Raw genomic sequence first — 18,397 nt, 5'->3', positions numbered from 1 at the left:
CTTTTTTCTTGCTACCAAATCATCACCTCCAACTTGTAGCAACAAATTAATTATAATCTTGTTGCTACAAGTTGTCAAGAAGTACTTACTTTAAAGGAAAAGCTCCTAAAGTAAACATTCACCGCTATAAGCATTGAAAAAGCAGGAGTGTCCCCCTTTTACAAAACTTAAAAAAAATCTTTATATGGGTGAAATTTCAACATTTTATCTAAATTTGTTTTGTCCTTTATTTCAGATGTGGCAATATAACGTGCAATTGTTGATAGTTCAAGGTCTGTTAGTTTTAAGATTTCTTCAATAGTGAATTTATTTTTAAACATTCTTTTGACTAAAGATTTTTTTAAAAATTCAGGAGTAATTTGCTTTTGTCTTTCAATAGGTAACGGGTAAACAAAATATTTTGAATATCCCTTAATTATGTTGTTAATGGCATTTTCACTTAATGGTCCACTCTTATATTTGCTATAATTACTATAAAATACGAACCCACTAAAATCAGCATCGTCTTTTATTGAAATAATATAATCTTTTAATTTTTGTGCAATACCCTCTGAAAGTGGAACTGTTTTTTCGCCCACACACAGGTATTTCTTTTCCAAATCAATGTTTTCTTCCTGTAAATTTCTTATTTCACCTCTACTTAGACCAGCATAGAGGCATAATAAAAAAATTAATTTATTTCGTTCAGAATCTTGATAATTTTCGTAATAAGATAGTATTTTATTTATTTCATCTTCTTGTAAGGGTTCAAATTCTTCATTTTCTTCAATATACTCAATACCCTCTAATTTTTTCTCATTACTTAATAAGTCAAAAGGATTATTAGAGATCACCCCATTTTTTATCAGGGTATCATAAAACCCTTTAATGTATGCAAATTTATTAAAAATTGTATGGATAGATTGAGCGTATCTTTTTTCCTCTTTTTTCTTCAAGTCGATCTCATAAGTAATAAATTCTTTGAAATCATTGTAGTCAATATGCTCTAATTCTCTATAATGTTTTTTTTCAGCCATATATTTAAAAAAATTTAGCAGAACAGACTCATAGCTTATCCATGACGAAATTTTATTGCTTTCACGAAGTTTATACGACTTGAATTGCATCAAATACAGAAAGTAATTTGTAACCTTACTTTTAAATATTGAGTTGAATGAAAAATATTCAAGGTAGTCTTCTGTCGAAGTAAAGCGCAAGTTAAATTGTAATACTTTCTTATGCTCATATTCTCCATCAATTTTGCTATTTACTAAAATAAAATCTTTTCCATTACATACTATTCCCCAATCAATTTGAGAATTAAAAAGAGTATTTACGAAATGTTCAAAAACATCATTTCCTATTTTTGAGTTGCCTTCTAAAGCTCTTATAATAATTTTATTTTTGGATGAAAAATCTGAAGCAAAAATATCGATATATCCAGTATTTTCGATTTCTTTAAAGTATTCTTTTTCATAGCCCAAGTTGGCTAAAAAGGTATAAACTATTTTTCTTTTTATAGTGCAGTAATGTAAGTCTGTCAATTTTGCATATTCTTTTCTAAGAAAATCAAGCCACTCATAATTCATTTATACACCTCCATTTTATATGTTTTCCAATAAGAATATTTATAAAAATAAAGTTCGACATTTTTTAGGATATTCCTCTATAAATAGTATTATATGATTACACTTCTCTTAATACTGCAAATTAATTTTTTATACCGTTTACCATTGGGACGCTCCTGTTTTTTTGTTATCTGAAAGCGGTTTGTACGGAACGTCAGACTGTGTAAAAACTATTTTGAGTGAAATTTTAAGCTATAGTTCTTGCAAAAAAGTAGCGGAGGAATCTTGATGACGGATTCGCCCGCTTCCGTAGCGGAGCAAAGGATCGAAGGGAAAGCGGAGGCACCGTACCCCATGATGCCTCAGCGGTGGCGTGTTGCAATTTCTTTGGCAATTTTGGAGTTTTCACACGCTCTGACGTCCCCTGTGGCATTCCGATTTCATCATCTTACCGCTTTATTTTCACATTAACCGTCACCCTTCAAAAGAGATAATCATAGAAGTGATTATTTAATGAACATATTTTCTGATAAATTTAATATTCAAAATTCTGGTAATAATAAAGTGAATAACTTTTAAGGAGTTGAAGATTATGCCCGAACACAAATATATAAAAGGGGACACTCCTGTTTTTTGCTATCTTAAATAAAACCTTCATTGCATATACATATGTTTGTATAAAGCAAACATTCGTTGTCATAAAAATATTGAAAAAACCAATATTCCTTTATTTGCATATCCTTTATTGTATATAAATCCATAAAATGTTTTGGATTTAAAAATTTTGGTGTATAATGTACTTATTAACTTTATAGGGGGATGATTCTATGATGGAAGGCAATTATATATCAGAATATAGTTTGGAGCAGGATGCCTTTGTTGGATTGCACAGCTATTTTTTTGAGACTAAATTAAGTAAATTAGCAGATATGGCAAAAGATGAACAATGGAATTTTAAATCAGAAAAATATAAAGACCCTTCAGGTCAAAGGAACTTCCCGATATTAAACAATTATTTATACTTCACTTATGATAGATTGAAAGCAGAAAGTAAAATAGCTATTCTGGATGATGAGTCTGCCATGTGTTTTAATACAGGGCTTCAAACTAAAGAATACGAAAGAGACATTTATGCATATTTTACAAAAAATATCCGATACCCTGCTACAACATCTAAGCAATGGAACTTTGTGAAATTTTGTAAAAGTATTGATAATGAAATGACTTCATTTAGCAAGTTACCAGATATAGCCGAATATTGGGACAACCCTTCCGACCTCATATTTGACAAAAGGTTAGATATTCGTTTTAATGACGAGCATATAGTTGAGCATAATATTTCAAGGTTTCAAGATGTGGGACTTGATGGTAGTCCAAGTGATTTACTTAGTTGGTTAGAGCAATCAACAAAACGAGCAGAAAAAAGAGTAAGAAGAAATTATAAAATTGCAATACCTCAATTTTTTACAGATAAAGATACTAATAAGTCAAAAATCCAATTATTATTGCCATTATGCCCACCTAATTCTACTAAGGCTCTCCTTGCTTTAGTTATAACTAAAGCAGGCGAAACCTATTTGGCAAAAACTGTACTTCCACTGGATATGGCATATATGAATTCAAGAAGAATTGTAACTCCTGATGCTGATTGGATAGTAAATATTTAAAAAATACTTGCATAAAACATTTTAATTAGTGTATACTTTATATCATAGATTATTTTTGTATTTAAAAATTTCAGTTTCTAAAAAGATATAGATATTTTTTATATTCTTGAAAGGTAACAGCTTTAAGGTTTTTTAAGAGATTATTTTTAAGAGATTAAAACTAAAAGACTTCATAAGAAAACTTTACTTAGCAATTAGGTAAGGTTTTCTTATTTTTTTATAACATAGAAGTGATTCTTTAATGAACATATTTTCTGATAAATTTAATATTCAAAATTCGGGTAATAATAAAGTGAATAACTTTTAAGGAGATGAAGATTATGCCCGAACACAAATATACAAATAAATTGATTAACGAAAAATCCCCCTACCTCCTCCAGCACGCACACAACCCCGTAGACTGGTATCCTTGGGGGCCGGAGGCCTTCGGGAGAGCGGCAGGCGAGGACAAGCCCATTTTCTTGAGCATAGGCTATTCCACCTGCCATTGGTGCCACGTGATGGAAAAAGAATCCTTTGAGGACGAGGAGGTCGCAAGGCTTCTTAACAGAGACTTTATCTCAATAAAGGTTGACCGTGAGGAGCGTCCCGATATAGACCACATTTATATGACGGTGTGCCAGGCATTGACCGGCAGCGGCGGATGGCCCATGACAATATTTATGACAGCCGATAAAAAGCCCTTCTACGCCGGAACCTATTTCCCTAAAAATGACCGCATGGGTATTCCAGGTCTCATGTCCATATTGGATAGAATAACTCATGCATGGAAAAATCAAAGAAGCTCGCTTGTCGATTCGGGAACTGAAATAGTAAACGCAATTAAAGAAAATGTTACGTCGTCACACTATGAAATTCCTGCGGAAATCCCTTCCGAGGCCTTCTCCGCACTTACCTCCCACTTCGACAGTGCTTACGGGGGCTTCGGAGCCGCGCCAAAATTCCCATCCCCCCATAATCTTTATTTTTTGCTGCGCTTCTGGTATACCTCAAAGGAGCCCAAAGCTGCCGAAATGGTTGCAAAAACACTGGACTCAATGAACGCCGGAGGCATATATGATCACATAGGCTTTGGCTTCAGCAGGTATTCCACCGACAGAAAATGGCTGGTGCCTCATTTTGAGAAAATGCTCTATGACAACGCCCTTTTGTCAATAGCTTATATGGAGACTTATCAGGCGTTGAAAAATGAAAAATATGCAGATACCGCAAGGCAGATATTTGCCTATGTGATGAGGGATATGACTTCTCCCGAAGGAGGATTCTATTCGGCTGAGGATGCCGATTCGGAAGGTCATGAGGGCAAATTTTATGTGTGGTCGCAGGAGGAAGTAATAAGGGTGCTTGGAGAAGAAAAAGGCCGCAAATATTGCAGCTATTATGACATTACCCCCAAGGGCAATTTTGAGGGCCTTAATATACCCAACCTTATAAACGGCCCGGTGCCTGAAAATGACAAACGGCTTATTGAGGAATGCCGGCAAAAGCTGTTTGAACACAGGGAGGCACGCGTACACCCGCATAAGGACGACAAAATCCTCACCTCATGGAACGGACTTATGATAGCCGCCATGTCAATGGGAGGACGCATTCTGAAGGATAAAAGGTATACTGCCGCCGCTGAGAGGGCTGCCGGATTTATTTTTGACAGACTGGTGAGACCCGACGGGAGGCTTCTTGCGAGATACAGGGACGGCGAATCGGCCTACCCCGGCTATGCAGAGGACTATTCCTTTCTTATATGGGGACTTATTGAGCTTTACCAGACAACCTATAATCCATATTATCTCCAAAAGGCCCTGAGCCTGAGTGATGACCTTGTCCGGCTGTTCTGGGATAAAGAAAACGGCGGCCTCTTTCTGTATGGAAGCGACGGTGAACAGCTTATAGCAAGACCCAAGGAAAGCTATGACGGAGCGGCACCCTCCGCCAATTCAGTAGCTGCTATGAGCTTCTTGCGGCTTGCAAGGCTTTCAGGCAGGCACGATCTGGAGGACCGGGCATTGCAGCAGTTTAGGGCCTTCGGGCAAAGCATTTCAAGCAGCCCCGCAGGTCATTCCTTCTTTCTGTCGGCCTTTCTGTTTACCCGCTCTGCGGCAAGGGAGGTTATTCTTGTGGCAGGCGAGCAGGACGTCGGCACTAGTAAAATGCTTGAGGTAATACAGGGCCAGTTCAGGCCGTTCACCGTTTCAATGCTCCACACCTTAGACAGCAGTGACAGTCTGAAATCGGTTATACCCTTTATTGACAACTACAGAGTGGTTGACGGCAAGGCAACGGCATATGTATGTGAAAACTTTTCATGCCGAACACCTACTACAGACGCGGGACAGCTTATGCAAACAATGCTGCAGTAAATGGCGGGGAGTATCCCCGCTATTTATCCCTTCTTAATAGAAAGTAACAGAGCCGCAGAATTATTCATAGCATAATGGTAGGAGAATCCCGTTGAACGCAATATGTGTTTGGCACCGGCGGAGGCATGTGTGAACAATAATTCGCTATCTTACCTAAGGCTCACAAATCTTCTGCTTTATTTTATTATATATTCTTTTATAGGCTGGTGTATTGAGACTGTCTACCTTTCTCTAAGCAAAGGGCATTTTGTAAGCAGGGGCTTCCTCATTGGGCCTTTCTGCTGTATTTATGGCTTGGCAGCAGTATTTCTTATAAAGCTGTTAAAGCACTTTAAACACAATATATTTTTAGTATTTACAGGTGCATCTGTTATAGCCACATCACTCGAGTACATTGCAGGAGTGCTGATGAGGCTGCTATTTAACATTGTACTGTGGGATTACAGCCATGAGCTTTTTAATGTTCACGGCTTCATCTGCTTACGCGCATCTATAACATGGGGAATTATGTCGGTAATTACACTGTATTTCATCCATCCCTTTATAAGACTTGCGGTGTCATCCGTCCCATTATCCTTAAAATCCTTTATACTCCCCATATTAGCCTTTTCCCTGATATTTAATATTATTGTATCCTCAGCATATGCGTGGGGAATAAGTATGGATTTAGGCCATCTTGAATGGATATCAATAAAGCTGAAGAGCATGGCAGGCTTTTAAGACCTGTTTTCATTTCATTTCCTTTACGTCGTTTTCTCTTATAAAGATTTTCTCCCACTTTGACACATAGCTGCCAGTTGACCATTCAGCCATAACCACAGAAGCTCCCGTTTCCAGCCCCACCTTCTTTATGGGCCCTTCCGAAAGCCTTCCCGAATCTATTTTATATAACATTATAGAATTCTTTGTTACAATAACGGCAATATCCTCGTTAGGAGAGGTGAACGCGTCCAGAGCTTCGGGGATTTTATCCTTTATCTCCGTCCATGACAGGTGCAATATGTCATACGCCACAAGCTCCCGCGGCGGAATGAGGTTTATGTTATAGTCAAAATACCTGCTGGAACCCCCCTCGTCTATGTCTATCCTTCCCTTGACAAACCAGTGTCCGGTTTTTCTGAAAAGAGCAAAGCTCTGCTCGTGCGTCCATAGATCCAGCCCTCTGGGCATATAGTCTTCAGGCAGAGCGTCGATTGCACGTTCAACACTTATTCTTCCCTCCGAACCCATTACATCCGATATTTTTATTCCCTCCCTGTTTGATACATTATCGACAGGCAGTACAACAAGCTTATTCTGTTCCCAGTTTTTCCCGCTATCCTTGTACTTTCCCGCCCCTATCTTTTTTACAGATATATAATCATTTCCGATATATAATATAGACTTTCTCAACGTGCCCTCTTTATATTTCCAGAAGAAGGGGTCCCCAGAGTCTTCATAAGCGGCCTCCTCATCCTTTTTTGATATGCTGTACGCCTCAATGAAATCCTCAACCCTATTTCCGTCATCACTTTTATTTTCTTTTACCTGTACTCTCCAAAAGCCACTTTTCCTCGCAAGAAAAATTCCGTCCGCCCTAAGTATAGGTCCCGGCTTTTCATAAGCCCAAGAGATCCACAGAGTGCTGTAGCTATACTTAGGAGGAAACGCAGCATCCGCCGAATTGCTGCCGGGCTCGGCAGAGCGTATGCCTAAAAGCAGCCCGGAAGCAGATGTCTGCCTTTGCGCTATTAAAACGTGCAAATTTCTTTCATCCGTATCCGGAACCCTTTTCTGCGACAGCACCTCTACCTTATCCATAATTTTCTCAAGACGGAAGAATTCATTATCCATGTTTAAAATAAATTTATTGTCGTCTATTTTTATAAATTCGTACAGGAATTTGTCTGTGGAGGAAGCGGTTATCACATGAATATCCTTGCTTGTAATTCCCATGCCCTCAATGGGCCCCTTATACTTATACAAAAAATATTCCTCTGTGTTTACCACCTTTATTTTATAGCTTACACCGTCCCACCTCAAGCCATCCAGTGCCAGAGTATCCTTTGTAAACTCCATTATCCGCCCCTCCCACTGCTCCTCTGACTGCTTATGCATATCGGCAGGCTCTTCGGTTATATGATTCATAATTACCCATCTGCCCTCTAAAGGAACAAGGTTGTTCTGAGGCGGGACAATCTTTTCCGCAGCATCAATAGGTGTCTCGGCACACCCCGATATATTCAGAAGCATAAAAAGGGCACAGCATATCAAGCAAACTGTTTTAAAAGCATATTTACCCATCTGCAATCCTCCTTTTCTAAACCGGCAGCTTTATAAGCGTTTCAGTACCCTTATCCACTTCACTTTTTATCTCGAAGCTGCCGTTCATCAGCTTTATTATCTCATCACATACCGAAAGCCCTATTCCGTTTCTTGACTTGCTGTTTCTTCCTTTATAAAACTTGTCCTTCACCTTAGGCAGCTCCTCACCCGGTATTCCGCAGCCCGAATCCTTTATAAAAAATTCAATGTATTTACCAGTATAACCGGCTTTAAACAATATGCTTCCGCCTGAGGGTGTAAACTTAAACGAGTTGTCAAGTATGTTTATAAAAACCTGCTTAAGCCTGTTCTCATCACTCATCATAAATGGCAGGTCATCCGGGTATTCCACCTGAAGGCTGATATTGTCCCGCTCTGACCTTGGCTTAAGCTGTTTTCTTATATGCTCCATAACCTGCCCTACATCTACATATTCCTTTTTTATAGCAATCTTTCCGCTTACAAATCTGGAGAAATCCAATAGCTCCTCAACCATGGTGGTAAGCCTGTCGGCCTCCTTTTCAATTATTTCCAGGCCATCACGCAGCATTTCCTCCTCATAGGCATTCCCTTCCTTCAGAGTAACAGCCCATCCCTTTATAGACGTGAGCGGTGTTCTCAGCTCATGAGACACGGAGGATATAAAATCATTTTTAAGCTGATCCTTTTTCGTTATTTCTTCAGCCATATAATTAAGGGTGTCCGACAGCTTTCCCACCTCATCATCGTATCTCTTTCGGCTCTGTACCTTAAAGTTTCCCGAAGCCATTTTTTCAGCCGCCTCGGTAACCTCCTTAAGAGGATTTACAATGCTGTTTGAAAGTATTACGCTAAGAAGGCTGGAAAGTATTATTACAATACCTCCTATAAGAAGAAACACACTCTCTACCCTTTTTATATCCTCATTAACCTTGCCCAGAGAGCTTATAAACCTTAATGCCCCTACAATACGCTCCTGAGATCTCAAAGGGTATGCTACCGCCATAACCTGCGAGCTGTCATAATTTACGCTTCCCATCCATTTGCCCTTTTCTCCCTTAAGGGCCTGCACAACATCGGGCATATCCATGCCCTCCGGCGGAATAACGCCTATGGAATCCATGATTAGCTTGCCCTGCGTATCAATTATCTGCACCTGAGCAGGCACCTGTCTCCAAAAGGTATCCACATTATTCATAACATTATCATATAGAGTCGAGTCTGAGAAGTACCTCAAATACAGGTCGCAGGATACCCTGATCTGGTTGGAAAGGATGTCTTCAAGGTTTTTGTAATAATTTTGCCTTACTATATTTGCAATCAGCACCTCAAGAATAATTACAGTGAATACTACTATAAATATAAAATATAGTACCAGACGCTTTTTAATACTATCCATATTATCCCTCTTGCCATCTGTATCCATATCCCCATACCGTTTCAATAAAATACGGCTCGGACGGATTGTCCTCAATTTTCTCCCTTATACGTCTTATGTAAACATCTACTGTTTTTAAGTCTCCAAAGTAATTTTTTCCCCATACCGAGTTTAGCAGCTCATTCCTGCTAAGTGCCTTACCTGTATTTTTCATGAATATTTTCAGTATGGAAAATTCGGTGGGGGTAAGCTCAACCTCCAGAGAATTTTTAAAGAATTTCTGGGATTTCAGATCAAGCAACAGATTCTCAAAGCAAATAGTCTCCTGAGGCTGTTTATTTACAGATATACGCCTCATAATTGTCTTTATCCTGGCGACAAGCTCCAGAGGATTAAACGGCTTTACCATATAGTCGTCCGCCCCCAGCTCAAGTCCTGATATTTTATCCATATCAAGTCCTCTGGCTGTCAGCATTATAATTACTATATCGGGCATTTCCTCCCTAACTCTTCTGCACACCTCAAAGCCGTCAATTCCCGGAAGCATTATGTCAAGCACCATTATATCAGGCTTAAAGCAGTCTGCCATTTCAAGAGCCTTCTCGCCGGATACTGCTTGGAAAACCTTAAAGCCCGATCTTTCAAGATTTATAGTAATAAACTTTCTTATTGATTCCTCATCCTCAACCACAAGAACCTTTGTCTCCATTTCACTCATACTACCCTCCATACAACTGCAGCGTATAAAATTCAGATACATAAAGCCTATAAATAGCAAATAGCCATTTCGCCTATAGCATTATTGTACTATAATTAAACGAAATTGGCTATTTGCTGTATGCATCAATAATATCGCATTCATCAACGCAAACTATTTTAGCTGTTCTATAGACCAGCGCAGGAAGCTGCCCCTCCGATTCAAGCCTTGCCATGGATTTATAAACTCTTACAAAAACCTCCTGAGCCAGTTCGCTTGCTCTTTCACGGCTGCCTGCGGCTGCAAGGGCTATATTGAAAATCCTTCCTTCATAAGCGCTCATGAGTTTTTCAAAAGCGGGTATATTGCCTTTTTTAGCCATAAAAAAGCCATCCCTGCCTGTAATTGCCATAGTCAATGCTCCCCTAAAATAAAACATGCCTTATTAAAGCAAATCTTTATATCTATATAATATAGGTGTTTTAGCTTCAACAATTTAACAAATAGTTAAATTTTAATAGGCTTTAACGGTACGGCAGGGACATGCAGCCTGTTTTATGGGTTATACACTCCATCCAAGGCTATCCTTCTGGATGCTGTAGAGTCTCTGATAAAGTCCCTTGTTTTGAATCAGTTCCTCATGAGTGCCCTCCTCAACAAGCTGACCGTCATTTAGAACTATAATTTTGTCCGCTCCTACAACGGTTCTCAGCCTGTGTGCAATGACAATAACCGTCTTTCCCGCTATCAGCTTGGAAATAGCCTGCTGAATCAGAACTTCATTTTCAGGGTCAAGTGACGCGGTGGCTTCATCCAGCAAAACAATGGGTGCATTTTTTAAAAGCGCGCGGGCAATAGAAATCCTCTGTCTCTCTCCCCCGGAAAGCGTGCTTCCGTTTTCTCCCAGCATTGTCTGGTAGCCTTCCGGCAGAGCACCTGCAAACTCATCACAGCAGGCTGCTCTGGCGGCCTCCATTACCTGCTCCTCTGTTGCATCCATGTTACCTATGCGTATGTTGTTGTAAATGGTGTCATTAAAAAGCACTACATCCTGAAACACAAACGACATATAGCTCATAAGATGCTCCGGCTCCAGCGTTTTTACATCAACCCCTCCGATTTTAACGGCACCCGCGCTTACATCCCAAAACCTCGCTATAAGCCGCGAAATAGTACTCTTTCCGCAGCCAGAAGGCCCCACCAGCGCCGTAATAGCGTCGGAAGGAATGGAAACTGACAGGTTTTTAATGACTGCATCCGAGGGTTCATTATTTGCATTATAGCTGAAGGATATGTTATCGAGCTCTATGCTCCAGTCTGAAACAGGCTTCTCCGAGCTGCCCTCCATAGTAGGCGCATTCATAAGCGTGCGCATTCTCTCTGTGGAGGTGCGGTGGTAAAGCAGCTCAGGCAGCAGCGTCAGCTCAACTAAGATTGGCCCGTAAATTCTTACGACAATGACAAAAAACATAAGCAGCGGAATAAGCTCAATTTTGCCTCCCGTCAGCAGGTATGTCCCAACAAAAACAGTCAGCCCCACACCCGCCTGAAGAAACATTTGCGCTCCCGTCACAAAAATCCCTGTGACAAATTCCATTTTAATAGCCATTTTCTTCATCATGCGAAAGGCGTTATCCAGAGCTGAGAACTTGCTTCCGTCAAGCCCGCACGCCTTTATGACTTTAATTCCCTCAAGGTACTCCTGCACCTGGCCCGACGCTTCAAGCTTGGCCTCCACATGCCTTTTACTTAACTTCCTCTGAATTTTCCTGCTTCCCAGTACTATAAAGAAAGCTATGGGAACGGTGCAAAATATGGCAAGCGACAGCCTCCACTCAAATATGGCAAGCATTGCGCAAATCACCGTAACGGATATCCCGTTTGCAAACATCTGGGGAACAATATGGCTCAATACATGCTCGGTGGTAGAGCAGTCGGCCATTATATTTGTGGTAAGCTCCGATAAATCCTTTGAGTTGAAAAAGCTCATGGGAAGCTTTCGTATACGTTCCGCCACGCTGATTCTCGTGCTTTCGGCCTCCATATATGAGGTGACATAAGTCTTTTTATAATCGTTTTTGCTTGCGGCAAACACTACCGCCGCCGCTATAATGCCGCAGCCTAAAAGCATCCACATTCTCGTCCATGAAATCTCCTGTCCCATCATGGGTCTTAAAAGCTCTGCAAAAATTTGTATTGTTACTCCAAACGGCAGCATCATTGAAAGATTTGTGAGTGTACACGCGGCAATCGCCTTTTTTAAATCTGAATATCCCTTATCGGTAAGCATAAGAGCTTCCTTTAATTTAAACATTTACCTCAAAGCCCCCTTCCTCTCCATCTTCCAGTCAAGCGTTTTTGTATACATTTCCCACATTCCAAAATACTTTCCCTTCAGTGCAAGCAGCTCGTCATGGTTTCCCTGCTCCGCCACACGCCCCTTATCCATTACAATAATGTTATTGGCACTCCGTATGGTAGACAGGCGGTGCGCGATCATAATAACCGTCTTGCCGTGCATGAGCTTTTCAAAGGCGCGTTGGATGAGGTACTCATTCTCGGGGTCTGAAAAAGCTGTCGCTTCATCCAGAACTATCACAGGCGCATTTTTTACAATGGCCCTCGCAATAGCAATACGTTGCTTCTCGCCACCCGACAGGTGGACTCCCCTTGTTCCGATAACGGTGTTGTATTTATTTGGAAGCCTCTGGATAAATTCGTGGCACTGGGCGGCCTTAGCCGCCGCAACAATCTCCTCCTCCGTTGCATTTTGATTTCCGATACGGATGTTTTCCATAATGCTCTGCTTAAAAAGAAACACATCCTGGAAAACAAAGCTTACCTTTTCCATAAGGTGCTCGGAGGTCATATCTCGTATATCTATGCCCCCTATGCGGATGCTTCCGTCCGATACGTCAAAAAAGCGCGGGATCAGATGAGCTATGGTGCTCTTGCCGCCTCCCGACGGGCCTACTATAGCGGTGATTTCATTTTCTCCCGCAATAAAGGAAACCCCCGATAGTGCCTCATTTTCCTGACCGGAATATGAGAAGGACACATTATCAAAAGCAATATCATGCCTCTGGGCCGTTTTGGGGTTTTGAGGCTGCGGCAGGTGAGGAGTATGCAAAATCTCGTCCATGCGCTCAACCCCTCCCATAATATGCATTCCGCTGCTTGTGACGTACATTATTTTCATCATGATGGATGCTATGGACGGAACAAAGATTAAATAGAAAATAAACTTACCCGCAAAGGAAACATAATCATTTGTATTGATTCCTATCAATATGCCGGTGGGAATAAGAAACAGATAAATGTTATTGACAATGGTTGTAAATGCCGACATGTAATTTTCCCAGCTCAGAGTATACGGAATCACCATTTTTGTATAATCCTTAATTGCGTCATGCATCCTCGTGAAGGAGTATACCGTCTGCTTAAAGGCCTTAACAACGGTAATGCCCCGGATATACTCTACCGCCGCGTTGTTCATGTCCTCCATGGAGGACTGGTATTTCTTCATCATCGTTTTTGCGCCTTCATTGCCGTAGGCCGTAATCTGGACGGCAAAGGCAATTACAATGCCCACGACAGCAGAAAGTCCAAAACGCCAGTCTACAGACAGAAGAATAATAAACATTACAACCGGCGCTACAAGGGATGCCGCAAGATCGGGAAGCTGATGAGCAATGAAGCCCTCTATCTTCTCAATGTTCTCATCCATAATCTTGCGCAGCTTGCCGCTTCCTATAAGGATATGAAATCCCAGCGGTACTTTTGCAATATGGGATGCAAATTTGACCTTAAGATCGTACAGCGTTCCAAATGCCGCCAGATGTGAAAACATCAGTGCTATGAAGTACAGCAGAATGTTCAGCAGAATACCTCCGAACGCAAGCCATCCGAAGCGGATGATTTTGTGTACGTCCATACCCGAAAAATCAGGATAAGCCACAAGTATCTCCCGCACAACATAATATATTGCAATGTGCGGAATAAAGGAGGCAACGGAGGCCAGAGCAGACGCCGCCACCGAAGAAATTATCAATGGCTTTTTTGATGCCGCAAGCTCCATCAGCCTTGCCATACCTGTCTTGGGCCGTACCGCCTTTGCTTTTTTTTCTTTCATAACTAACTCCCCTTTTCTTTAATAAAAATGTTTTTAAAAATTAAGTAAGAATTATTTTGTTCGTTTTAGTTAGTCAATTCTAACTTTAGCATAATTTTTTTGAGGTCCCTTTGGAACCTCAATATATCAGGGTGTCAAAATAGTCTTCCAGCCTGCCGTAAAAAACTGCCTCAGGCTTTCTATATAGCTGTCGGCGGCTTCCCTCGTCATATCATGCGCCACCACCTCGAATACCGCTGAAAAATACGCGCTTGAAATAATATGAATGAGCTCCGGTGTCGCCCTGCCTGAGCTTAATGCGTCATTACCCGTCGATTCGACAAATCTCAAGGTGGCCTCCTCCTCCGCCTCAACAAGGCTGTTTATAAAATCCGAAAAGGCCGTGCCCCCCGAGCAGGTAATAAGCAGCTTGAATTCAGTAAAATGATCGTATATATATGAAACCAGCTCGTTATGATAACTAATGGAGTAGGTGTATACACAGCTCTTTTTGACATCCTGCGGCAGCTCGTCAAAGCTTTTATGCGCAGATAAAAGCAGCTTCATCAGCCCATTTACGGCAGGCGATACCATGGCTTCAAAAAAAGCCTCCTTATCCCTGTAATAGCCGTAAAACGCGCCCGTAGTCACTCCCGCCCGCTTTACAATGTTGCGCAGCGAGGCATCGTTAAAGCCTTTTTCCAGAAACTCCCTTTTTCCTTCTTCCATGATTTTTTCCAACGTGTTTAAATCACTGCCACCCACCGCATCACCAGCCTGTTTTATTAAGTATAAAAAAAAATATAACAGCATTATATAACACTGTTATATTTTATTTCAATCATGATTATTTGTCAAGTGGCAGGATGCAATAACTTTACCCTCCGCATTCATCGTGGTGCTGGTGCTCATGGCAGACCGAGCCGGTCGATTTCAGCGCTCCCTTAAGATAGCTCTCGGCGGCACTCAGGGCAGTGCCTGAAGCACCTGTTATAACCTCTATTCCTCTTTCATTAAAGATTTCAATGGCTCCTCCTCCCATTCCGCCGGATATAATAACGTTCACACCCATATCCCCCAGAAAATTAGGCAGAAAGCCCGGCCTGTGCCCCGGATTTGAAACGGACTCCTCTTTAATTATTCCGGTTCCTTCAGCCTCAAATATGTTAAAATTTTTGCAATGCCCAAAATGCTGGGTTACATTCTTGCCCTCGCTTGCTACTGCTATTTTCATTCTTTTTCCCTCCATATCCTTCTTTTTTTATTTATTTTCTTTCTCACTTTCCCGGCCCATAGAAAAGCCACTGTGCCGGTGCCTTCTGCAGCCTCCGCAGCCGCAGCTTTCCAGAAGTCCGTCACACAGCTTGAAGTCCCCTCCTTCAATGACCAGAACCTTTCCATTTACAAGACAATCGGCAAGCTTTTTCCTTGCATCATTATAAATGCGCTGTACCGTTGTTCTTGCAATGTTCATCTGCTCTGAGCATTCCTCCTGTGTGAAGCCCTGCAGATCTATCAGCCGTATGGTTTCATACTCGTCCACCGCCATAACCACCGGCTTCTCAGTATCAGCTTTGGCATTAACCGGCCCGAACCGGCTGCTTTGCGGCAGGCAGCAGACCCTTCTACATTTTCTCGGCCTCGGCAACAAAATCACCCCATCTCAAACTACAAACGTCTTAAGAGCCTGCCAATAAACATTTATTTAAAGTTATTGACATATGTCATTTTCAATTATTATTATAATATATTATGGGCATATGTCAATAATCTTTTTTACAGAATTAATATTTTCTTTATCGCTTCAAGGTTTTATTCTTTTGTTTTTTACAGTATAATAAGCCTTGTTACATAATTTCGTCTTTAACACATTTGAAAAACAGGGGGTATTTAAAAATGAAGGTCCATTATGACTCATCCTTATGGGATAAAAAAAATGGGATTGGCGGGACGGCCGAGAGTACAGACTGGCAATTTGAGCATTTAGGGCTTACGCGCCATATCCCCTGCATATATAAATTTGCAAACGGCATCGTTTTTGATTTGCTTACTATTTTGGACGAGGACAGGCTAAGGGCATATTATAAAAAGTATTCGGATATGGAGGAGAGGCTGTCTCCTGTCGAAAAGCGGTGCGCAGCCCAGGAGCACCCCTTCCGGGATATAAACATCAAGGAAATATGGATAGACGGGTATAGAGCTGAGGAAGGCTACTCCTCCAGTTCTTGCGCATACATTCCCTTCGCAGGGGATGGCAGTGAGCTTGGGGAGATACGGGAAGCATACCGCTCTGCTCTTAATGGCGCTGCCTGCTTTAGCTGCAGCCGCTTCAAAATCCCATATCCAAAAGCTCCTTCTATTCTTCACAAGCTTCTGCGCATGTTGCGTCTTGGCAAGGTACACAACCTAAAGCTCATTACACACGAGCAGCGCCGGTTTTATCCCATCGAACTCAGCTTTACGCTGTCGGAGGAGGAAGGTGAAAAAAGCATTTCGTTTGTCCACCCCGCGACAGGAATAACTCATACATTGTATTTGCGGCTTGGCAAGCCCTTTGAGCTTCCAAAGGATGCTCCCATAAGGCAAAGCTTTCATTGTATGGAGGCAAGCTATGAAATACAGCCTCCGCTGGTTCAAAATGACCGCCTGAAATTCGACAGCAGTATTTCATATACGCATGCGCTGGAGGAAAACCCGTCTCCCGAGGCTTGTTCCATAGGCATTATAGGGGGTGCCGACGGCCCCACCTCCATATTTGTAGCTGGCAAGGGCCAAATTCCACTGGGGCCTCACGGTCTGCCGCTTAACACCTGCTTTTCTGTCATAACATCTGAAAAAAGCCAAGCAGCCCGGTTTGTGCTGCAGGGACTGGATTCAAAAACAGGCGAAAGCGAGGAGATAGTGCTGCAGAGGCAGGCACCCTTTAGAAGCACATAATAATTATACCTGCTTGCTTCAGCACGCGGTGTTCTTCGAGTTCAGACGCTGTGAATATGTAAAAACATGAGCCTCCGCCTCTGCCACCCGGTGTATTTCTTCATACATCCGGCTTAAAACAACATGCTCTCTGTCCCTTATAAATTTTATTTCCCCGGCCGCGTTATTCAGCATAGCTTTATCAGGCGGCCGGCTGGCGGCGGAATTTTTTGACAAATCAAGCAGGAAGCTCAGTCTTACCCTGTTAATCCTTTCAACAAGCTCAAAGTATTCATCAAGAAGCTGCTTAAAGCCGTCAGACAGCGTATACCGCGACATCACATAGACCAGCCTGTCATAGATGCATTTTTTATGTTCGGAAAGCAGGTGTATTGCATTGTAATCTATCCCCTCCATGCTCTGCGCAAGCCTTTCAATACCTGAAATGACAACATCATGAAGCCTCGCTCCGCACTCTGTCTCATACCCATAATGGCCTGATAAATAGAACTTGTTGCTGTCGGGAATGGAAAATATATATTCTTTAAGATCTCCTGCAAATTTGTCAAGCCTGAAAGGGAAATCGGCATCAGCATCCTTGGGCTTTATAAGCTGTATACAGGACCACGCGCACCATGAGGCAGATTCCTTATAGTGGAGCTTGCCATTTTCAAAGGCCTGCCTGAATTTATTATACTCAAAATCTATTTTCGCAAACATGTGATCTTGATTAAAGCCTATGGCCTTTAGCTTTCCTTGCTCGTTATCATATCCATATATAAACGACGCGTGGACAAAATGGACTTTATTATAGTATGCCTTACAAGGCAGGTAATACTCGTCAACATTTGCGATGATGTAATGCCCCATGTTGATATTTTCAATTATAAACCCGACTATATCAGGAATATGGCTCAGCAGATTATATCCCAGCTTTACATTCTCTGCCACTTCATTGTAGAAATCATAGGGCTCAAGATAATCCAGCTCTATTACCCCTCTCCATCCTATGCGGGAATATATCTGTATAAACTTGCTGTAATACCATGGAATCAAGCCGGGATATGCAATAAAGGCGCATATAGGCATACTCCTGTGAAGGAATGTTGTAATGTCCCTCTGCATAACAACATTCAGCTTTTTAGAAACGGGATATGCTGACAGGCTGTTTTCTGAAAACGGCTGCTGTTGCGGTCTGAAGCATTTAATGATTTCATCCTTTCTGGCTTTAAGGGTCTTAAGCAATTCTTCATTCATAGCGCCTGGCGGCGCCTCATAGCGCAGTAAATTCCCTTCAGGCCAAAGCTTTATATTTTTGGCGTCAAGCCCCAAAATAAAATCCTCAGCAGTGCAATTTGTATAATCGACATTTGAATCCGGCATATATTATCCCCCCATAATATAAATATACAAATAAGAAAATCATATAGACATGCTTTCC

At 41.5% G+C, this 18,397-nt stretch carries 16 protein-coding genes; 5 read left to right on the top strand and 11 right to left on the bottom strand.

All coding sequences use genetic code 11. The features are described from left to right. Positions 1-167 precede the first annotated feature (167 nt). A complete protein-coding gene (locus DFR58_RS11250; RefSeq protein ID WP_114297944.1) occupies positions 168-1,568 on the bottom strand; it encodes a tyrosine-type recombinase/integrase in 1,401 nt (466 codons plus the stop codon). A gap of 267 nt (positions 1,569-1,835) precedes the next feature. On the opposite strand from DFR58_RS11250, the gene DFR58_RS11245 reads away from it, so the two are divergent. From DFR58_RS11245 to DFR58_RS11230, 4 genes are all read left to right on the top strand, one after another. Then, the gene (locus DFR58_RS11245) at positions 1,836-2,018 is read left to right on the top strand and encodes a hypothetical protein (protein ID WP_114297943.1); all 183 of its coding nucleotides are present in this window, start codon (positions 1,836-1,838) and stop codon (positions 2,016-2,018) included. A 356-nt stretch (positions 2,019-2,374) separates the two neighbouring features. Beyond that, the gene (locus DFR58_RS11240; protein ID WP_114297942.1) at positions 2,375-3,214 is read left to right on the top strand and encodes a DUF3825 domain-containing protein; all 840 of its coding nucleotides are present in this window, start codon (positions 2,375-2,377) and stop codon (positions 3,212-3,214) included. A 320-nt stretch (positions 3,215-3,534) separates the two neighbouring features. Beyond that, complete coding sequence (locus tag DFR58_RS11235; protein WP_114297941.1) at positions 3,535-5,571, top strand: thioredoxin domain-containing protein; 2,037 nt, start codon at positions 3,535-3,537, stop codon at positions 5,569-5,571. 129 nt (positions 5,572-5,700) lie between these two features. After that, positions 5,701-6,291, top strand: a complete 591-nt coding sequence (locus tag DFR58_RS11230) for a putative ABC transporter permease (protein ID WP_170138130.1) — start codon at positions 5,701-5,703, stop codon at positions 6,289-6,291. A 9-nt stretch (positions 6,292-6,300) separates the two neighbouring features. Here DFR58_RS11230 and DFR58_RS11225 read toward each other — a convergent pair whose 3' ends face one another. The 9 genes from DFR58_RS11225 to DFR58_RS11185 form a co-directional block, all read right to left on the bottom strand. After that, positions 6,301-7,854: a hypothetical protein gene (locus tag DFR58_RS11225; RefSeq protein ID WP_114297939.1), complete on the bottom strand. Its 1,554-nt coding sequence runs from the start codon at positions 7,852-7,854 to the stop codon at positions 6,301-6,303. Positions 7,855-7,870: 16 nt separating this feature from the next. Next, entirely contained in the window at positions 7,871-9,253 is a 1,383-nt protein-coding gene (locus DFR58_RS11220) for a sensor histidine kinase (RefSeq protein ID WP_114297938.1), read from the bottom strand. A 1-nt stretch (position 9,254) separates the two neighbouring features. Next, positions 9,255-9,950 (bottom strand): response regulator transcription factor, encoded by a 696-nt coding sequence (locus DFR58_RS11215; RefSeq protein WP_114297937.1) that lies wholly within the window; start codon positions 9,948-9,950, stop codon positions 9,255-9,257. A gap of 109 nt (positions 9,951-10,059) precedes the next feature. Beyond that, entirely contained in the window at positions 10,060-10,341 is a 282-nt protein-coding gene (locus tag DFR58_RS11210) for an RNA polymerase sigma factor (RefSeq protein WP_170138129.1), read from the bottom strand. Between the two features lie 150 nt (positions 10,342-10,491). Then, entirely contained in the window at positions 10,492-12,243 is a 1,752-nt protein-coding gene (locus DFR58_RS11205) for an ABC transporter ATP-binding protein (protein WP_114297935.1), read from the bottom strand. Then, on the bottom strand, positions 12,244-14,061 hold the full coding sequence (locus DFR58_RS11200; protein ID WP_114297934.1) for an ABC transporter ATP-binding protein: 1,818 nt from the start codon (positions 14,059-14,061) through the stop codon (positions 12,244-12,246). A gap of 126 nt (positions 14,062-14,187) precedes the next feature. After that, entirely contained in the window at positions 14,188-14,769 is a 582-nt protein-coding gene (locus tag DFR58_RS11195) for a TetR/AcrR family transcriptional regulator (RefSeq protein ID WP_242987565.1), read from the bottom strand. 148 nt (positions 14,770-14,917) lie between these two features. After that, positions 14,918-15,274 carry a NifB/NifX family molybdenum-iron cluster-binding protein gene (locus tag DFR58_RS11190; protein ID WP_114297933.1) on the bottom strand — a complete coding sequence of 119 codons (357 nt, stop codon included), beginning with the start codon at positions 15,272-15,274 and terminating at the stop codon, positions 14,918-14,920. 27 nt (positions 15,275-15,301) lie between these two features. Beyond that, positions 15,302-15,688, bottom strand: coding sequence for a DUF134 domain-containing protein (locus tag DFR58_RS11185; protein ID WP_114297932.1), 387 nt, complete (start codon positions 15,686-15,688; stop codon positions 15,302-15,304). A 248-nt stretch (positions 15,689-15,936) separates the two neighbouring features. Between DFR58_RS11185 and DFR58_RS11180 the strand changes: the two genes are divergently transcribed. Then, positions 15,937-16,977, top strand: a complete 1,041-nt coding sequence (locus DFR58_RS11180; protein ID WP_114297931.1) for a Na+-transporting methylmalonyl-CoA/oxaloacetate decarboxylase subunit beta — start codon at positions 15,937-15,939, stop codon at positions 16,975-16,977. A gap of 18 nt (positions 16,978-16,995) precedes the next feature. Here the strand turns inward: DFR58_RS11180 and DFR58_RS11175 are convergent, their stop codons facing one another. Further along, positions 16,996-18,339: a TubC N-terminal docking domain-related protein gene (locus DFR58_RS11175; RefSeq protein ID WP_114297930.1), complete on the bottom strand. Its 1,344-nt coding sequence runs from the start codon at positions 18,337-18,339 to the stop codon at positions 16,996-16,998. Between the last annotated feature and the right edge of the window lie 58 nt (positions 18,340-18,397).

This window comes from Anaerobacterium chartisolvens (assembly GCF_003337415.1).
In the GTDB taxonomy this organism is placed as follows: domain Bacteria; phylum Bacillota; class Clostridia; order Acetivibrionales; family DSM-27016; genus Anaerobacterium; species Anaerobacterium chartisolvens.
The sequence above is the reverse complement of the archived record's forward strand: the minus strand, read 5'-3'. Positions and strand labels throughout refer to the sequence as shown.